The organism is Agrobacterium sp. Azo12 (assembly GCF_029193765.2).
Lineage (GTDB): Bacteria > Pseudomonadota > Alphaproteobacteria > Rhizobiales > Rhizobiaceae > Agrobacterium.
The window spans coordinates 1,115,249-1,132,702 of sequence record NZ_JARFYO020000002.1; the positions used below are offsets into that span (position 1 = coordinate 1,115,249).

Consider the following 17,454-nt stretch of genomic DNA (forward strand, 5'->3'; position numbering starts at 1 on the left):
CATAGAAAACATTTTATGTCGACAGTATGTATTACCTCATGTTAGTGCTTGCCAAAAGCACTTCCTCCGTGGTTGGGAAGGGTGACAAAATCGGCGGGAGCGTCTTATGAGCGATCAGGAAAAACATGATGTGCTTGTGATTGGCACAGGCATTATCGGAGTGATGTCGGCACTTTATCTGCAATCACAAGGTCGTTCTGTAACCCTTTTGGAACGTGGAGAAATTGCACGGGGCGCAAGCTCCGGAAATGCCGGCATTCTAGCATTCCCTGAGATCATTCCCATTCCTGCGCCGGGCCTTATGAAAAAGGCGCCGCGTTGGCTTTTCGATCCGCTGGGCCCGTTAAGCGTTCCACCATCCTATGCCCTGAAGGTTGCTCCCTGGCTGTGGCGTTTCTGGCGCGCGAGCTCCGAATCCGCCTTCCGGCACGGCCTAAAAACCCAGATCTCGATGATGAAACTGTCTGCCGCGGAGATGGAAGTGATCCGCGCGACGCCCGAACTCTCCGGTTTCTTTAACAACACCGGAACGCTTGATCTTTACGACAGTGAAGCAAGCTTCAATGCCGCTGCTGCCGATTGGGCGGAAAAGGAAAAAGCCGGTTTTGTCTTCAACCGTGTTGGGCGCGATGAGATCAACGAATTGCAGCCGGGTCTGGCACCACAATTCCAGCACGCCATGTTTACATCTGGCGGCCTGCAGGTCTCCGAGCCATACGAATTCACCAAGGCGATTGCGGAACTGGTCATCGCACGAGGCGGCAAGCTGATTGAGGGCGAAGCGCTACGTCTTGAGCCCCGTGGCGACGAGGCGCGCGTGACCTTGACGGGCGGCAAAACAGTCGACGCGGCAAAGGTGGTCGTCGCCGGTGGCGCATGGTCAAAGAACCTTGGTGCCAGCCTTGGCGAAAACCTGCCGCTTGAGACAGAACGTGGCTACAACACCACCTTGCCCGACCAGTCTTTCAACTTGACCCGCCAGCTTTATTTCAATGACCACGCCTTCGTCGTGACGCCGCTCTCCACCGGCATTCGAGTGGGTGGTGCCGTCGAACTGGGCGGCCTTTCACTGCCGCCAAATTACCGACGCTCGGAAGCACTTTTGGGAAAAGCCGCCAAGTTCATGCCCGGTCTGAAAACCGAAGGCGGTAAACAGTGGATGGGTTTCCGCCCATCCATGCCCGATTGCCTGCCGGTTATCGGCGCCTCCAAGGTAAGCACCGCCATCATCTATGCCTTCGGGCACGGGCATCTTGGGCTGACGCAGTCGGCGGCAACGGGCAAACTGGTCAGCGATCTCGTTGCGGGACGGGAACCATCAATTTCCATCGATCCATTCCGGGCTGGCCGCTTCGGTTAAACATCACGGCTTTGTTGCGGTCAGAATAAACCGTCGATAAAGCCGCGTTCTCAAACGATCACGCAACTTCGCCTGCTTACGCTGCGCCACCGCGATCGGGTCGTGCGAGTGCAGGCGAATATCTGAAAACCCGGCATCTTTCAGCAGTGGAATGATGCGTTCAGGACGAAGCCCGCCCCCGAACGGCAGTTGCTCCATGATGTGTTTATGTTTGGCGCTTTGAGCACTGTCGTAATGTGGATCGGGCGGGGAAAACCGACCAAGAAGCGCAATCAGCTTTGACGCGATGCGACCAACCAGCGTCAATTGTGCCCAGTCCCCGTCAAAAACCAGCAAACGGCCACCGGACTTCAATACACGGTGCCATTCCTGAAACGCCTGTTCAGGCTGCGTCAACGTCCAGACCAGATGACGGCACACGATGGCATCATAGATGTCGTCAGGCTCCATCGTGTTTTCGGCATCCGCAAGCACAAAACGCAGACGCGGTTTTCCCGCGTGTTTGCGCCGCGCAACTGACAACATGGCTTCGGAGAAATCGAGGGCCGTCACGTTGTGACCAATGTCGTGAATAAGCCGTGTCACCTCGCCCGTGCCACAGGCCAGTTCCAGCACGGATAATGAATGTTCACCTAAAGCGTCGCGCACTGGCTGCTGCCAGGCGTCAAATTCTGGTCCGGGTGGAATACGATGGCCGAATACCAGATCGAATGTTTCCGACCGTTTCGACCAGTAATCCCTGATATCGTCCTTGAGATGGAAGTTGTCGATGCTCATGGTCAAGCCGTCTTGTACTGGATATGGCAGCGGCCATGGTAAGATGATCGCTCAATACGCGCACTAACTCCAAAAACGTCACGAATGAGTGTTTCCGTCAGAACCTCTTCTGGCGGGCCGAAAGCCACGATCTCCCCCGCATGCATGACCGCGAGATTGTCGCAGAACATCGCTGCAAGATTGAGATCATGCAAGGCGACGATACACGTTACCGGCAACCGGGACACCAGCGCCAGAATGTCCAGCTGGTGCTGAATATCGAGGTGGTTGGTTGGTTCATCCAACAGAAGCTGTGACGGCGTTTGCGCCAATGCCCGGGCAATATGAACCCGCTGTTTTTCACCACCAGACAGCGTGTGCCAAAGCCTCGAGGCTTTATCCAGCATGCCGACATGTGTCAGCGCATCCTGTACGGCGGCCTCATCTTCCGACTTCCAGATTGAAATCGGGCTGCGATGCGGTGTTCTTCCAAGCTTGACGACATCGATCACACTGACCTGGATTTCCGTCGTTGCCTGTTGTTCGACAAAGGCCGTACTTTTGGCAATCTGTGACTGAGAAAGGGTCGCTATGTCCTCGCCGCCAAGCGTAATTACGCCGCTCTGGACTTTGCGGATACGGCAGATGAGTCGCAGCAAACTGGATTTTCCCGAACCATTTGGCCCAAGCAGGCCAAGCGTCGTGCCGGGTGCAGCGTCGAGAGTTACGCCATTGACAATAAGACTGCCGCCTGAGGCCCAGTGAACTTTTTCCAGCGAAATACTCATGCGGCCCTCCGTGCCCGGTAGAGAATAAAGGCAAAAGCGGGAGCGCCAAACAATGCAGTTACGACGCCGATGGGCAGGATTTGCTGTGGGATGATGATACGTGACACGATATCGGCTGCCACCATGAATATGGCACCGATCATCGCAGACACAGGCAAAAGACGCTGATGTCCGGAGCCAGCAATGAAACGTGCGGCATGGGGAATGACCAATCCGACAAATCCGATGCAACCAACAATGCTGACGACGGTTGCCGTCATCAATGCCGTCACGCCAAGCAGAGTTATGCGTACACGACGAACGGGAATACCAAGTCCGGCGGCGGTATCTGTACCGAACATGAAAGCATCCAGTGCCCGGGCATGGGCCGCACAAAACACAAAACCCAACAATGCAACGGGTGCAGCGAGATAAACGTCCGGCCAGCGCACACCGGACAGGCTACCGAGCAACCAGAACATCACACCACGTGCCTGTTCTGCATTTGCAGATGTGGTGACGATATAGGATGTCAGCGCATTAAAGAGCTGCGAACCGGCCACGCCGGCAAGAATGATACGGTCGCTGCTGCCACCAGCGCCGGCCGCAAGCAGTGACACGAGAAGAAACGCAACGACGGCGCCCAGAAATGCTCCCGTAGACAGTGTCAAAACACCGTAACCGATTCCCAGAACCATAATACAAACGGCACCGGTCGAGGCACCTGCGGAAATGCCCAGCACGAAAGGTTCAGCAAGAGGGTTGCGTAGCAATGCTTGCAGGATCACGCCACAGAGCGCCAGCGCAGCCCCTGCACTTGCCGCAACCAAGGCGCGGCTCAGACGATAGTCCCAGATTACGCCTTCATGGATGCGGCTGATTTCAAACGGCATTCCAAAGGCGCGTTTCATGATCGCCTTGACCGTCGTATCGAGCGGAATGGAAATTTCGCCGATCGACACGGCAAGACTTATCATGAAGCCGAGAAGAGCTAGAAAAAAGACGGTGACTGCCAAAGGCAGCCACCATGCTGAACGACGTGCAGACATTTCTGTCACTTGGAAATCCCGAGCGCCTGGATACCCTTTGCCAGGATTTCAATGCCATCAATCGTACGAATGGTCGGGTTCATGGACTGTGCATCCATCATGACGAAATGTTTGTTCTTAACGGCATCCATGTGGCTGGTGACCGGATCATTTTCCAGGAAGTCAATCTTGACCGCAGGATCATCGGCGGCATAACGGCGACGATCCATGGTAGCGATAACGACGACAGCAGGGTTGGATTCGGCAATGGTTTCCCAACCGACCAGCGGCCACTCTTCTTCCGTGCTTACGACATTTTTGGCACCAAGCGTTTTCAGAATATAGGCCGGAGCACTGTTTTTACCGGCAATATAGGCGTCGCCCTTCACTTCCTTGCTGGAGAACCAGAAAACAACAGGAAGATTGGCCGACGATGCGTTTCCGATCGACGCGACGGCTGCGGCCTCACGTGCCCTCAGATCGGCTACCAGTTTTTCGCCCCGTTCTTTGATATCGAAAATATCGGAGAGTTCGCTGATCTGCTGATAGATCAGATCCATCGTGAAAAGCTCTTTGCGTACGCCATCGCCACCATCGGCATTGATCTTGGCCACGCAGTCTGCAGGAGAAACATAGGTATTGATGCCAAGTGAACCGAATTGTTCGCGTTTGCCCACAGAACCCTGCGTGCCGACGTGCCATTCGAACTCCGCAGCAACCAGATCAGGCTCTTTGCCGACAACCGATTCAAAGCTGGGGTCATTGTCTGCAAGGCGCGGAATTTGCGCATTGACGCCTTCATATTCTTTCAAAACCGGCCCAACCCAAACGGCGGTACCGGCAATCTTGTCTGCCAAGCCAAGGGAAAACAGGATTTCGGTCATGCCCTGTCCGATCGAAACGATCTTTGCTGGTGCTTTTTCGAACGTAATCGACTGACCGCAATTGGTAACCGTCAACGGATATTGGGTCGCCGCATGGGCGCTAGCAGAGAACCCGACAACTAAAACGGTTACAGCACTGAGAGTTTTTATGATGGCACGCATGGAAGCCTTCCGATTGGAAATATTAGAAATGCAGTTGAGATTACGGGAATGAATTGCCCGGTTTGTGCAGCGTTTAGAAAAACGACGCGCGGTTAACCCAACAATGCGATGAACGGAGGCAACAAATGCATATGTTATGTAATAACATGACTATTCCTTTCCGGACAACCCCGCCCGGTGCGTTGGATTAACAAATAACGGCAGGTCTCCTGGCTCACGAATTCACGCCGTTCATCTGCCTTCCCGTGCACTCAGGGGCACAGTGGCATGGTGTAAGAGCTACACCACAAGGATGAGCGGCAATCCGCTTACAGTTGCGGGGGCAGCCATGGCATTGTTTCTTCGATAGAAACGCACCATGTTCCCTATTAATCCCCTCCAGGTACAACCCTTTGGAGAACCGTCGGATGCCACTTATGGCCAAGGCGCAGACAAGGTCAAGGCTATTGCAACAGACCGAACAAAAGAAAACCGCCGCCCCAGAGATTGAGGCGGCGGCATTTTTCATTCTCAAAAATCTTGGAGGCTCAGAATTCTGTCCAGTCCGCTTCCTTGGCTGTAGTCGCAGCGGCAGATAAACCGCCACCGAAGGCGCTCGCCAACTTATTGCCCAGTGCACGTGCTGGAGAAGCAATCGGCCTGGACTTTGTCGATGCTACCACCGGTGCCGGTGCAGCAGGTCGCGAAACCGAAGCGGCGGCGCGAGGAGCAGCAGGCCTTGCGAAACCAGCCATACCGCCGGTGCCTGTCAGTCTGAACTGGCCGAGCAGCGAGTTGAGGGACGTGGCTTCCGTTGCAAGACCATGGCTTGCTGCCGTTGTTTCTTCGACCATGGCGGCGTTCTGTTGTGTGCCCTGATCCATGGTGTTGACGGCGGTGTTGATTTCCTGAAGACCAACCGACTGTTCGCGGGTTGCCTCAGCAATTGCGTGAACATGCTGGTTGATTTCCTGAACTTGAGCAACAATCGCGTCCAGCGCCTTGCCTGTCTGGTCGACAAGTTGAACCCCGGTTTCAACATGCGATGTCGAGGCGGTGATCAGCGACTTGATTTCCTTGGCGGCATTTGCGGAGCGCTGGGCAAGTTCACGAACTTCCTGCGCCACAACAGCAAAACCCTTACCAGCTTCACCGGCGCGCGCCGCTTCGACACCCGCGTTCAGAGCAAGCAGGTTGGTCTGGAAGGCGATGTCATCGATAACACCGATAATGTTACCGATTTCGCTGGAGGATTTTTCAATCTGCTCCATTGCGGTGACGGCTTCACGCACCACTTCACCAGACTTTTCTGCTTCCTGACGGGTACGGGAAACCAGGTGGCGTGCCTCTTCTGCGCGCTTGGCGGAATCTTTGACCGTCGTGGTGATTTCTTCCAGAGCGGCGGCTGTCTCTTCAACAGAAGCAGCCTGCTGCTCTGTGCGGCGGGAAAGGTCGTCAGCCGAGGAGCGGATTTCATTGGCACCAGCATCGATGGCGCGGGCATTTGTACCAACGCTCTGCATCGCCAGATCAAGCTTTTCTGCCGAATGGTTGAAGTTCTGACGCAGTGTGTCCAGTTGGCCGTTAAATGGATGTGCAATACGCGCAGCCAGATCGCCATCAGCCAGTTTGCCAAGCGCGGCACCCAGCGTATCGACGGCTTTCTGAATTTCTGCGGCTTCCAGGACCTTCTGCTGCTCGCGTTCAGCGCGCTCATTCTCGGTGCTGACGCGATCTTCATCAGCTTGACGGGACAGGCGACCACGTTCAATGGCGTTGTCGCGGAACACGGCCACTGCGGCCGCCATGTTGCCAATTTCGTCCTTGCGGTCCAGGCCGTCAATTTCAGACTTCACATCGCCACTGGCCAGTGTCTGCATGCGTTCGCGCAAACGAACCATCGGTGCAGTGATACCGGCGTGAGCGACGTAAATCGCAAAACAAACGGCCGCCACCAAGCCAACACACATAAAGATGAAGCTCTGTGTAATCGTCGAGCCGATCGATGCGGAAAGCGACTTGCTGCCATTGTCCAAAAGCTGCGACAGTGCGGTGTTGTTAGCACCGGCCTGATCCGAAACCTGTTTCAACAGTGTTTCCAGCTTTGACTGCATGGCTGGTAGTTCTGCGCCATTGCCGCCGAAATGCAGCTGCAGCATTTTTTCATACATGGTTTGCAGTTCGTTGGTCGAAGCCAGCAACTTCTCTATGTCGTCCTTGCGGCTCGGAACCGACGCCGGCACGGCGGCCAGTCGATCCTTGGCAAGCTTGAAGTTGGAGGCGAAGCGTTCGCGCATCTCCGGCAGGCCAGGATGCTGAGCATCCATTTGCAGCATACGCTCTGCCCAGACAACCGATGTCCAGATACCGGAAGCGGCACGGGCGCTCATCATGGCGGAGGTTGCTTCCTTGTCGATAAAGCCAAGGTAGCTGGTGTTTGCATCACTGAACTTGGCGGTAATGAATGTAAAACCACCAAACGAAACCAAGCCGAGCATGAACAAGGTGGAAAGTATCTTCCACTTGATGCTGAGGTTTTTCAACATGTTGGACTTCCTAGAACGAAAGGACAAGCGGAATACTGTGCCGCAGGCTGCGGCATTCCGACATCGATTTTTGTGGGAAAACTATGCTTCGACTAAAAGCTCAAACAACAAGCGTCATGCAGCCCCGGAAGGTGTCGTTCAACATCGTTATAGAAAGAAATTTATTAAAAACTTGTATAACTTTCGGTTACAACCAGTCCAAGCGTTATAAAAAAACGCCTTAAAAACAGTATGTTCGACAGTTTTCATGTACAAGTAGCAATCTCATTGACAGCAGGGCAAAAACGCGACAATTTGCACCTATTCCGAGGGGGGCATCCTACGATGCTGAGATGGCGGTGAGCCGGACCCTTGAACCTGATCCGGGTCGTACCGGCGTAGGAACGGAAACAGCGGCATAAAGCCCCCTTTTCTCTTCTCCGCTTGCCTGGATCTCCGTGATTGTCACAAGTCTGGAGATCGTAGATGACATTCAAGATTGCTATAGGTGCCGTTCGCGGCCATCCCCCTCATTTGGTTTATCGTTTCGTATAAACCCAAATGCGTGTCTCATCCGCCGTTTGCGGCGTGCTGTTGCTGGTCGTTGGCTGGCAGGTTGGCACGTGGCTGTTTGCCCCTGCGCATTATATTCTACCCTCGCCCTATGACGTCGTTTCGGCGCTGTCACGGCAGCCATCCTACTTGCTCGAAAACAGCCTGATCACCCTGACTGAAATGGTGGTTGGCCTTGTATTGGGCACTGGGTTTGGCGTTGGGACAGCTTTCGCAACAGCAGCATTTCCGAGAGTTGGAAAGCTGGTCTGGCCAACCATGCTGATCCTGCAGGCATTTCCCGTGTTTGTCCTTGCTCCCATCCTCGTGCTGTGGCTCGGCTTCGGCATGGCCTCGAAAGTAGCGATGACGACGCTGATCATCTTCTTTCCTGTCGCCTCGGCCTTCAATGACGGCCTGCAACGCACGGAAAGAGCAATTCTGGATGCCGCAGCGCTCACACAGGCAACACACTGGCAGATCCTGCTGCGGTTACGGGTGCCCCTCGCCCTGCCGGGGCTGATTTCGGGCCTGCGGGTCGCAGCGCCGCTCGCACCCCTTGGTGCCGTCATCGGCGAATGGGTCGGCGCGTCCTCAGGGCTTGGTTTCGTCATGGTGCAGGCCAATGCCCGTATGCAAACCGATACGGTTTTTGCAGCCATGGCCATTCTTGCGGTTCTGACCGTGCTTTCTCGCCTTTTTATCGACCGCGTCACCAGAGGGCTCACCCCATGGGCGGTCGAGACTGAACATTCCCTGCCATTTCTTAATTCCTCAAGGAAACACGCCTGATGAAGAAACTTGCCCTTTCTCTTTCCATCGCACTTGCGACGATCCTTCCCGCATCCGTGACACATGCCGCCGACAAGCTGACGGTGATGCTGGAGTGGTTCGTCAATCCCGATCACGCGCCGATGGTCATCGCCGCTGAACGCGGCGTCTTCAAAGCTGAAGGGTTAGAAGTCGAGTTGGTACCACCAGCCGATCCATCTTCCGTTCCGCGTCTGGTCGCCGTCAAACAGGCCGACATTGGCGTGCATTATCAACCAAACCTCTATCTCGACAACGCTGCCGGTTTGCCGATCCTGCGGTTTGGAACACTTGTCGAGACACCGCTTAACACGGTGACGGTTCTGGCTGATGGGCCGATCAAAAGCCTGAAGGACCTGAAGGGCAAAAAGATCGGTTTTTCTGTATCCGGTTTCGAAGATGCCATGCTGAAGCGCATGCTTGAGAAGGAAGGTGTCAGCCTTGACGATGTTGAGCTTATCAACGTCAACTTCTCGCTGTCACCTTCGCTGATCAGCGGCAAGGTCGATGCGACACTTGGCGGCTTCCGCAATTTTGAACTGACCCAGATGAAGCTCGCAGGTCACGAAGGTTATTCCTTTTTCCCTGAGGAGCATGGTGTTCCCGCTTATGACGAACTGATCTTCATCACCAACAAGGATCTGGTCTCGGACACTCGCTTGCCGCGTTTCCTTGATGCCGTCGAACAAGCCTCGATCTTCATCACAAACCACCCGCAGGAAGCTTGGGAACTGTTCATCAAAGCCTACCCCAGCCTCAATGACGACCTGAACCGCCAGGCATTCATCGACACCCTGCCGCGTTTTGCCAAACGCCCCTCGGCACTGGATCGCGCCCGTTACGAACGTTTCGGCCAGTTCATGCAGGACATGGAACTGGTGAAACAGGCGCCTGCCGTTGAAGACCTTGCGGTGGAATTGCAATGATTACGGCCCATACAATATCAGCTAAAAAGGCAGCCGATGTGCTCGAGCGGGTGCGGCAAAGCCGCCCTCGCGTCCATTGCCTGATGAACACCGTCGTGCAGAAATTCACTGCCGATGGCATTACGGCGGTCGATGCCATTCCTTCGATGACATCGTCGATGGAGGAAATCGAAAGTTTTGTTCTCAAAGCCGATGCGTTGACCATTAATCTCGGCACGCTGGATGCGGAACGTCGCAAGGTTGTCCTGCTTGCTGTGCAGGTGGCCAATGCGCATGGCAAACCTTGGATCGTTGACCCCGTCCACTGCGACTACTCTCCGTCGCGACTGGCCTTTGCAAGGGACCTTCTGCAACATTCGCCGACCATCATCCGTGGCAATGCGGCTGAAATGGCGCTGTTTGACGACACAGGCAACAGCTTGCGAATTCAAACCGGTCCGCAAGACCATTTGTCTCTCGCAAATCGATCGGTCCGTATTTCCAACGGTCATCCATGGATGGCGAAAGTGACCGGAACAGGCTGCCTTTCCGGCGGCATAATCGCCGCGTTCCTAGCGGTAGAGCCAGACGCGCTGCTGGCGGCCAGTGCGGCGCTGTGTGTGACGGGAATTTCTGCAGAGCAGGCCGCGGTCTACGCCAATGGTCCCGGCACATTCGAGCCGGCATTTCTCGACATGCTGTCGGCCATTGGCCGTCAGGACATCATTTCCCATGCAAGGATAGAACATGACGAAGGTTGATTATCGCCTGAACGCGTTGGTCGATGGCTCCCTGATCGATATCGCCCCGCTGCGGGAACTCGCCCGTATCGCGGCCGAAAACGGCGCAACACTGATTCAATACCGCGACAAGACGGCATCCACCCGTTTGATGATCGAACGGGCCAAGGAGATTATAGCCGCGCTCAAAACAAGCGGCGTCCCGCTTGTCATCAACGACCGCGTTGATGTCGCGCTGGCGGCTGGTGCAGATGGTGTGCATCTGGGTGCGGACGACATGGATGCAGAGACGGCACGCAGCATTTTGGGCAACGAGGCGATTATCGGACTTACCGTCAAAAATGCCAAGGACGCGGCACGCGCGGCAGCGGCGCCTGTCGACTATGCCTGCATTGGCGGCGTGTTCGAAACAGTATCGAAAATCAATCCTGACCTTCCAGTCGGCATTGATGGTTTCAGTGCGTTGCGGGCAGCACTGCGTCAGCAGCGACCCGAACTACCGGTCGGCGCCATTGCCGGCATCGATTTGGCAAGAACACCAGAGGTCGTCGCGGCCGGTGCCGATGGCATCGCGGTTATCTCCGCGATTTTCAGAGCCAATGACATTGCTGAGGCGACACGCAGCTTCCGTGACGCAGTGGATGCTACACTGGCGGAGAAACACCCATGACCGCCATTGCTTTGACCATTGCAGGTTCCGATAGCGGCGGCGGGGCCGGCATTCAGGCTGATATCAAGACATTTTCAGCGCTTGGTACTTATGCCGCCAGTGTACTGACCGCAATCACCGCCCAGAACACCAGGGGCGTGACGGCTGTTGAAGACATTTCCGTACCCTTAATCGTCGCGCAGATGGATGCCATTTTTTCCGACCTCGATGTCGATGCCGTCAAGATCGGCATGGTGTCCCGGTCGGAGACAATTTTGGCCATTGCAGAGCGACTGCGCCACTACAAACGCGGCGTGGTTCTCGATCCGGTGATGGTTGCAACCTCCGGCGACCGGCTTTTACAACAGGAAGCGATCGAGACACTGAAGCAAGAACTTGTCCCGCTTGCAGCCGTCGTCACGCCCAATCTGCCAGAAGCAGCGCTGTTGACGGATCTGCCCATCGCTGCAAACCAGAGTGAGATGGCGCGCCAGGCAGACGTCATCCTGAAAGCAGGGGCACGCGCCGTGCTGATCAAGGGTGGACACGGTGACGGCCCTGACAGCACCGATCTTCTGTTCGATGGAAACGAAATCCAAGTCTTTTCCGCACCGCGCATCGACACCAACAATGATCACGGCACCGGATGCACGCTGGCCGCCGCAATCACCGCGCATCTCGCCAAAGGATATTCACTGACCGATGCGGTGGAGCAGTCGAAGGACTATCTGCACAAGGCACTGCAAGCGGGTGTCGGCCTTTCAATTGGGCACGGTCGTGGACCCGTACACCATTTCCACGGCTGGTGGTAAATATGGTCTGGCGAGACGATAACATCAGGCATGTTGCACAGCGTCTCAGCGACGCCATAGAAGCAATGCTCGGCGCACTTGCTGTTATCGTCCTCGCCATCATGCTGGTCACTGTTCTTGCCACTGCCGGCATGCGCTATTTTTTCCATACCGGCATTGTCGGCGTCGAAGATCTTGGCATCTGGCTGCATATCGCCCTCATCGCGCTTGCTGCACCGCTCAGTGTCACCGGGGCATTGGCAATGCGTTTTGATGTGCTGGTCCGCGTGTTGCCCGAAAGAGGGCGTGCACTGACACGCATTGCGGCTGACAGCATCAGTGTCATGGCAGCGTTTGTCCTGACCTTTGGCGCTGTCAACATAAGCACGATGCTTGGCGGCTACTCACCCACACTTGGTCTACCGGAATGGATTCGTTTCGGTTTTATCGGCGTCGGCGGCGCATTGTTGTTGATCATGATGTTGCTTCGCCAGTTGGCAACCGGGCAATGGCGGACAGGCCTTGTTGCACTAATTGTCGGAACTCTGCTCTATACCGCGGTTCCGCTGGTCTTTATCGACAGCTCATTTCCGGCCAGTCTCTATCTGGCACTGATTGCAGGGGCAGGTCTATTGCTGGCGGCACCGCTTGCCCATGCATTTCTCGTCGCCGCCTATCTGGCCATTTCATTTGGCAGTTCCCTGCCTGAACAGGCTATTGTTTCGACAACGGTCACCGGGATGTCGAAATTTCTGCTGTTGGCCATTCCATTTTTTCTGCTGACCGGCGGCTTGCTTGGCGCATCAGGGGCTGCACAAAGGCTGGTGCATGTTGCCCAGACACTGGTCGGTCACAAAAGAGCAGGTCTGGCGCAAACCGTATTGTTGACCAGCGTGCTTTTCTCAGGCGCGTCAGGTTCTTCGGTCGCCAACGCGGCGTTTGGAGCATCGACCTTTCAGCCGGAACTGGTGCGGCACGGATATCCACCTGCACAGGCAGGCGCCATTATCGCCGCAACCTCCGTGCTGGATAACGTCATCCCGCCATCCATTGCGTTTCTCATCCTTGCCGCCGCAACGAACCTCTCGATAGGTTCATTGCTGGTTGGAGGCTTTTTTGCGGGCGGCGTCATGGCATGCTGTCTGGCAATCGCCATTCATTTGACCGTACGCGAAAAAAACAAGCGCCCACCGGCCCCGGCAAAAGAACGTTGGCAGGCAGCATTTGCAGCCATTCCGGCCTTTGGCCTCGGTGTTATTGTGGTCGCTGGCATTCGCTTTGGCATTGTCACCACAACGGAAGCCTCCGCTCTCGCTGCGGCCTATACATTTGCACTCGCATATTTTGCCAGAACAGGCGCTAAAACGCTCTATGGTGTGTTTCGCCAAGCCGCAACGGAGGCGGCGGCCATTGGGCTACTGATCGGGACAGCCGCACCATTTGCATTCCTGCTCGCAACCGATGGCGTGGCCGGCCACGTCATGGATTTTGTAGCCATGCTTGGCGGCAGTGCCTTTGCCGTGCTGCTCCTGGCCAATCTCGTGCTGCTTGCAGCCGGTCTGGTGCTGGACATTGGCGCAGCCATTCTGCTGTTTGGTCCCATCCTACTGCCTGCGGCGGTCGCGGCTGGCATTGATCCCATTCATTTCGGCGTCATTCTGGTTGTGAACCTAATGATCCACGGACTGACGCCACCCATCGGCATGTTGATTTTTGTCGTAAGCGGCGTGACGAAAGTGCCTGCGTCCTCCCTCTTTCGCGCCGTTCTCCCCTATCTGACTGCGCTTTTGGTCTCCCTCACCATTCTTTGCGCCTACGCGCTTGTTTTCCGCTGAAAGGATACTTTCCGTGCATAGATTTTCTCGCCGCATGTTTTTGAAAAGCCTCGGCATCGCAACAGCCACGCTGCCTCTACCCGTCCTGATGAGACCGGCCTTCGCCCGGATCCAGACAATAACCGTTGCATCACTGCTGGGAGAGGACAAACCGGAAACCAGGATCTGGCGCCAGATCGCAAAACAAGTGGAAACGCGCCTGCCGGGCCGCTTCCGTTTCAACATCGTTGCAAATGGCGCATTGGGCGGCGAAAAGGAAGTCGCTGAAAGCATGCGGCTCGGTTCCGTGCAGGCCAGCCTCTCTACAGTCTCAGCCCTCTCGGGCTGGGTACCGCAGTTGCAGCTTCTCGACCTGCCCTTCCTGTTTCGCGATGCGGAACATCTCAGACGTGTCGTCAACAGCGATATCGGCCAAAGCCTGAAGGATGAACTGCTGCAGCAGCAATTTGTGGTTGGCGGGTTTATCGATTACGGCCCACGCCATCTTCTGACAAAAGAACCGGCCCGCACACCGCAGGATATAGCAGGTCAGAAAATCCGGGTTATCCAAAGCCCGCTGCATACAAAACTCTGGAGCTCTTTTGGCGCGGTGCCGGTCGGCATCCCTATCACCGAAACCTACAATGCACTGGCATCTGGCGTGGCTGACGCTATGGATCTGACGAAATCTGCCTATGCCGGTTTCAAACTTTACGAGGTCGTGCCCTGCATGACACAGACCGGACATATACGCGCATCCGGTGTCGTGTATTTCTCCAACATATTTTGGAGCGGACTGTCGGATGAGGAAAAGACCGTTTTGTCGGAGGAGACCGCTGCTGGCGCCGACTACTTCAACCAGCTGATCGTTGAAGATGAAACAGCGTCAATGAAAGTAGCCTCATCCTTGGGCGGACAGGTTTTTGAGCCAGAAGCACTCGATCAATGGCGGGGCGGTGCCACTGCCGTGTGGCGTGACTTTGCCGATGTGGTTGGCGGCATGGCACGTATTGATGCAGCGGAAGCTGCCTGACGAAAATGGTTTAGCGGATCGCGCTATTCAATTGATGAAAAAGAAAAAGCGGCCAAAGGCCGCATTTTCTGGCAGTGCGGGACGCTATTGCAGGGCTTTACAGATCGCCGAAATAATTGGCGATCACCTCTGTGGTCACACCATTGGCAACCAGAACGGCAAGCAGAACTCTTGCTTGACCGGGCCGAAGTGTTTTGGAATGCACGGCCCCCGCTGCCCCCATGTCATAACCGCCACCTCCGCCGCCATACCCTGGCACCAGCAGACCAGTCGGAACACGGCTGGAAACAACAACCGGAATGCCTGTGTCGCTGCAACGTTTGACGGCCTGTACCACTTCCGGGTTGGCGTTGCCGGAGCCCAGCGCTGCCAGCACAATGCCGTCGACACCAGCAATGAGACTGGCATCGAGATGTGTAGCATGACAGCCCGGGTAAATCGCAGCGATATCAACGCGGATATTGCTGACGGACTTTTCAAAGGTGTCCAACGATGGACAGATATCAGGCCGCGCAAGTCGGAAAGCATCGGCTTCGTCAGCCGAGTATTTGTATAAACCCCATGCTGGCAACACACTGCCGCCGAAGCCCAGAAGAACACCGTGCTTTGCATTGGCAGGGTCAACAGCCAGAGCAATCGCCGCGGCCAGATTGGCCGGACCATCGGTGTCTGGATGGTCTGCGGTAAACTGCGCACCGGTCAAGATAACTGGTTTGTTCAGTTTGTGCTGAAGATGCACCAAAAGAGCAGTCTCCTCCATGGCGTCCGTACCATGGAGAATGACAACACCAGCGATGTCAGGGTCACGCAGCTGCCTGCCAACCTCATCACTGATGTCTTGCATGTCGGCGAGCGTCAGGCTGGACGAATCCTTCGCCATCAGCTCGACCGGCTTTAGCCTTGCCTGCATGTCCGGTAGAACAGACAACAGGCTTTCGCCCGTGAGGGACGGCTTGCTCGATCCGTCCTCACTTTTTTTGCTTGCAATCGTACCACCAGTGGCGATTACCGCCACCAGAGGAAGAATGTTTTGCGACTTCACAGCAGGCCCCGCTTGCTTGGAACGTCAGATTGATTGTGCTCGCTAGCGATTTGCTGGATTCGGTCACGAAGCAGATACCACCCTATGACAAGCGCCGGAGCGATTATCAAGATGGAAGCAATTGTCCATGTTCCCGCCGGGTAGTCAAAGGCCATGAGGACAAGCACGCTGAACAGGAAGATAAGCGTGAGAATACCTGTGTAAGGCGCGCCAAACATGCGGAAGTCAGGACGGGCCAACTCGCCACGACGAGAAAGCTGCCACAGCTTCAGCTGGCAAAGAATGATAACACCCCATGCGCAGATAATGCCGAGAGCCGAAAGATTGAGCGCGATTTCAAATGCAGCTGCCGGAACAATCGCATTCAAAATGACGCCGATCACAGTCACGACAGCCGTCACGGCAATGCCGCCATAGGGAACGCCGGCCTTGTTCATCTTGGCAAGTGCCGCAGGTGCGGAACCGGAAATTGCCATGGAGTGCAAAATACGACCGGTGGAATAAAGGCCCGCATTCAGCGAAGACAGCACCGCCGTCAGAACCACGAGGTTCATGATGACATCAGCACCTTCAATGCCAATAGCACCGAAGAATGTCACGAACGGGCTCTCACCCGCCTTATAGGCGCTGTACGGCAACAGCAGCGAAAGCAACAACACTGAACCGACATAAAACACCAAAAGGCGGATAACCACAGTGCGGATTGCGCGTGGCATGACCTTGCGTGGATCTTCGGTTTCACCAGCAGTCGTGCCAATGAGTTCGATCGATGCATAGGCAAAGACAACACCTTGAATAATCACAAAGGCCGGCAATATTCCGTTGGGGAAAAAGCCGCCATTCTGCGTTATCAAACTGAAACCGACAGTGTGGCCTTCAATCGGCGTCCCAAAGATGACGAAGTAGACGCCAACCACCAGAAATGTCGCCAGCGCCAGGACTTTGATAAGGCTGAACCAGAATTCCAGCTCACCAAACACCTTTACTGAAAGAAGGTTCATGGCAAGAACGATGATCAGGGCACTTAGCGCGAAGACCCACTGGTCGATGCCGGCAAGCCACGGAACATATTGCTTGAAAAAGTTCATGTAGAGCGCAACGGCCGTAACGTCCGCCACCGATGTCATGGCCCAGTTCAGCCAATACATCCAGCCAACGGCAAAGGCCATTTTTTCTCCGTAGAACTCGCGTGCGTAAGACACAAAGGAACCGGAGCTTGGCCGGTACATGATAAGCTCACCCAGTGCGCGCAGCACTAGAAATGCGAAGAAACCGCAAAGCGCATAGACAAATACCAGCGCCGGTCCGGCCATGGCCAACCGCCCGCCGGCGCCAAGGAAGAGCCCGGTGCCGATGGCGCCACCGATTGCGATCATCTGGATTTGACGCGGTTTCAGCGCCTTATGGTATCCGAGGTCTTCCTCGGCAAAGACCGCTCGGTCATCGGATGTTTTCTGAAAGTTTTCGACTGACATAGCTCCTCCCTCTGAGCCCTGTATGCAATGGATCGTGATTTACACTTTCGAGTGCGAATGCGGTGTCGCTTTGCCGTCCGTGGGAGGCTGCGCTGGACCGTATTTCAATTGGCATGCTGTAATGCTGTATGACAGATATTTTCTCATATTCGCAGCATGGCCCCGCCGTCAAGCAGGATTCT

At 55.4% G+C, this 17,454-nt stretch carries 15 protein-coding genes and 2 riboswitches; of the genes, 8 read left to right on the forward strand and 7 right to left on the reverse strand.

Annotation, left to right across the window (positions count from 1 at the left end; translation table 11 throughout):
• The first annotated feature begins 106 nt into the window (after positions 1 to 106).
• Positions 107 to 1,360, forward strand: coding sequence for an NAD(P)/FAD-dependent oxidoreductase (locus PYL13_RS21465; RefSeq protein ID WP_275642284.1), 1,254 nt, complete (start codon positions 107 to 109; stop codon positions 1,358 to 1,360).
• Positions 1,361 to 1,363: 3 nt separating this feature from the next.
• Here the strand turns inward: PYL13_RS21465 and PYL13_RS21470 are convergent, their stop codons facing one another.
• The 5 genes from PYL13_RS21470 to PYL13_RS21490 all read right to left on the reverse strand — a co-directional run bounded on the left by PYL13_RS21470 (position 1,364) and on the right by PYL13_RS21490 (position 7,482).
• Positions 1,364 to 2,137 (reverse strand): class I SAM-dependent methyltransferase, encoded by a 774-nt coding sequence (locus tag PYL13_RS21470; protein ID WP_275642285.1) that lies wholly within the window; start codon positions 2,135 to 2,137, stop codon positions 1,364 to 1,366.
• Positions 2,138 to 2,139: 2 nt separating this feature from the next.
• Complete coding sequence (locus PYL13_RS21475; RefSeq protein ID WP_275642286.1) at positions 2,140 to 2,904, reverse strand: ABC transporter ATP-binding protein; 765 nt, start codon at positions 2,902 to 2,904, stop codon at positions 2,140 to 2,142.
• Positions 2,901 to 3,932 carry a FecCD family ABC transporter permease gene (locus PYL13_RS21480; protein ID WP_275642560.1) on the reverse strand — a complete coding sequence of 344 codons (1,032 nt, stop codon included), beginning with the start codon at positions 3,930 to 3,932 and terminating at the stop codon, positions 2,901 to 2,903. The genes PYL13_RS21475 and PYL13_RS21480 overlap by 4 nt, the downstream gene beginning before the upstream one ends.
• A 5-nt stretch (positions 3,933 to 3,937) precedes the next feature.
• Positions 3,938 to 4,957 carry an ABC transporter substrate-binding protein gene (locus tag PYL13_RS21485; RefSeq protein ID WP_275642287.1) on the reverse strand — a complete coding sequence of 340 codons (1,020 nt, stop codon included), beginning with the start codon at positions 4,955 to 4,957 and terminating at the stop codon, positions 3,938 to 3,940.
• Positions 4,958 to 5,139: 182 nt separating this feature from the next.
• Positions 5,140 to 5,377: riboswitch (cobalamin riboswitch) on the reverse strand.
• A 107-nt stretch (positions 5,378 to 5,484) separates the two neighbouring features.
• Positions 5,485 to 7,482 (reverse strand): methyl-accepting chemotaxis protein, encoded by a 1,998-nt coding sequence (locus tag PYL13_RS21490; RefSeq protein WP_275642288.1) that lies wholly within the window; start codon positions 7,480 to 7,482, stop codon positions 5,485 to 5,487.
• Positions 7,483 to 7,780: 298 nt separating this feature from the next.
• A riboswitch (TPP riboswitch) is annotated at positions 7,781 to 7,883 on the forward strand.
• 139 nt (positions 7,884 to 8,022) lie between these two features.
• Here PYL13_RS21490 and PYL13_RS21495 point away from each other — a divergent pair.
• From PYL13_RS21495 to PYL13_RS21525, 7 genes are read left to right on the forward strand one after another with little or no spacing between them, the layout of a single operon-like run.
• A complete protein-coding gene (locus PYL13_RS21495; protein WP_275642289.1) occupies positions 8,023 to 8,805 on the forward strand; it encodes an ABC transporter permease in 783 nt (260 codons plus the stop codon).
• The gene (locus PYL13_RS21500) at positions 8,805 to 9,749 is read left to right on the forward strand and encodes an ABC transporter substrate-binding protein (RefSeq protein WP_275642290.1); all 945 of its coding nucleotides are present in this window, start codon (positions 8,805 to 8,807) and stop codon (positions 9,747 to 9,749) included. The genes PYL13_RS21495 and PYL13_RS21500 overlap by 1 nt, the downstream gene beginning before the upstream one ends.
• A complete protein-coding gene (locus PYL13_RS21505) occupies positions 9,746 to 10,489 on the forward strand; it encodes a hydroxyethylthiazole kinase (protein WP_275642291.1) in 744 nt (247 codons plus the stop codon). Before PYL13_RS21500 ends, PYL13_RS21505 begins: the two co-directional genes overlap by 4 nt.
• Entirely contained in the window at positions 10,476 to 11,138 is a 663-nt protein-coding gene (gene thiE, locus PYL13_RS21510) for a thiamine phosphate synthase (protein WP_275642292.1), read from the forward strand. Before PYL13_RS21505 ends, thiE begins: the two co-directional genes overlap by 14 nt.
• Positions 11,135 to 11,929, forward strand: a complete 795-nt coding sequence (gene thiD / locus PYL13_RS21515; RefSeq protein WP_275642293.1) for a bifunctional hydroxymethylpyrimidine kinase/phosphomethylpyrimidine kinase — start codon at positions 11,135 to 11,137, stop codon at positions 11,927 to 11,929. The genes thiE and thiD overlap by 4 nt, the downstream gene beginning before the upstream one ends.
• 2 nt (positions 11,930 to 11,931) lie before the next feature.
• Positions 11,932 to 13,743: a TRAP transporter large permease gene (locus PYL13_RS21520; RefSeq protein WP_275642294.1), complete on the forward strand. Its 1,812-nt coding sequence runs from the start codon at positions 11,932 to 11,934 to the stop codon at positions 13,741 to 13,743.
• Between the two features lie 13 nt (positions 13,744 to 13,756).
• Positions 13,757 to 14,755 (forward strand): TRAP transporter substrate-binding protein, encoded by a 999-nt coding sequence (locus PYL13_RS21525; protein WP_275642295.1) that lies wholly within the window; start codon positions 13,757 to 13,759, stop codon positions 14,753 to 14,755.
• Positions 14,756 to 14,852: 97 nt separating this feature from the next.
• Here the strand turns inward: PYL13_RS21525 and PYL13_RS21530 are convergent, their stop codons facing one another.
• Positions 14,853 to 15,797 carry an asparaginase gene (locus PYL13_RS21530; protein ID WP_275642296.1) on the reverse strand — a complete coding sequence of 315 codons (945 nt, stop codon included), beginning with the start codon at positions 15,795 to 15,797 and terminating at the stop codon, positions 14,853 to 14,855.
• A complete protein-coding gene (locus PYL13_RS21535) occupies positions 15,794 to 17,272 on the reverse strand; it encodes an amino acid permease (RefSeq protein WP_275642297.1) in 1,479 nt (492 codons plus the stop codon). The genes PYL13_RS21530 and PYL13_RS21535 overlap by 4 nt, the downstream gene beginning before the upstream one ends.
• Positions 17,273 to 17,454 lie beyond the last annotated feature (182 nt).

What these genes read in the sequence shown, in the direction of transcription:
- thiE (WP_275642292.1), top strand. Translation starts at nt 10,476, where the DNA reads ATGACGAAGGTTGATTATCGCCTGAACGCGTTGGTCGATGGCTCCCTG.
- PYL13_RS21470 (WP_275642285.1), bottom strand. Translation starts at nt 2,137, where the DNA reads ATGAGCATCGACAACTTCCATCTCAAGGACGATATCAGGGATTACTGG.
- PYL13_RS21495 (WP_275642289.1), top strand. Translation starts at nt 8,023, where the DNA reads ATGCGTGTCTCATCCGCCGTTTGCGGCGTGCTGTTGCTGGTCGTTGGC.
- PYL13_RS21490 (WP_275642288.1), bottom strand. Translation starts at nt 7,482, where the DNA reads ATGTTGAAAAACCTCAGCATCAAGTGGAAGATACTTTCCACCTTGTTC.
- PYL13_RS21480 (WP_275642560.1), bottom strand. Translation starts at nt 3,932, where the DNA reads ATGTCTGCACGTCGTTCAGCATGGTGGCTGCCTTTGGCAGTCACCGTC.
- thiD (WP_275642293.1), top strand. Translation starts at nt 11,135, where the DNA reads ATGACCGCCATTGCTTTGACCATTGCAGGTTCCGATAGCGGCGGCGGG.
- PYL13_RS21535 (WP_275642297.1), bottom strand. Translation starts at nt 17,272, where the DNA reads ATGTCAGTCGAAAACTTTCAGAAAACATCCGATGACCGAGCGGTCTTT.
- PYL13_RS21475 (WP_275642286.1), bottom strand. Translation starts at nt 2,904, where the DNA reads ATGAGTATTTCGCTGGAAAAAGTTCACTGGGCCTCAGGCGGCAGTCTT.
- PYL13_RS21485 (WP_275642287.1), bottom strand. Translation starts at nt 4,957, where the DNA reads ATGCGTGCCATCATAAAAACTCTCAGTGCTGTAACCGTTTTAGTTGTC.
- PYL13_RS21500 (WP_275642290.1), top strand. Translation starts at nt 8,805, where the DNA reads ATGAAGAAACTTGCCCTTTCTCTTTCCATCGCACTTGCGACGATCCTT.
- PYL13_RS21520 (WP_275642294.1), top strand. Translation starts at nt 11,932, where the DNA reads ATGGTCTGGCGAGACGATAACATCAGGCATGTTGCACAGCGTCTCAGC.
- PYL13_RS21465 (WP_275642284.1), top strand. Translation starts at nt 107, where the DNA reads ATGAGCGATCAGGAAAAACATGATGTGCTTGTGATTGGCACAGGCATT.
- PYL13_RS21505 (WP_275642291.1), top strand. Translation starts at nt 9,746, where the DNA reads ATGATTACGGCCCATACAATATCAGCTAAAAAGGCAGCCGATGTGCTC.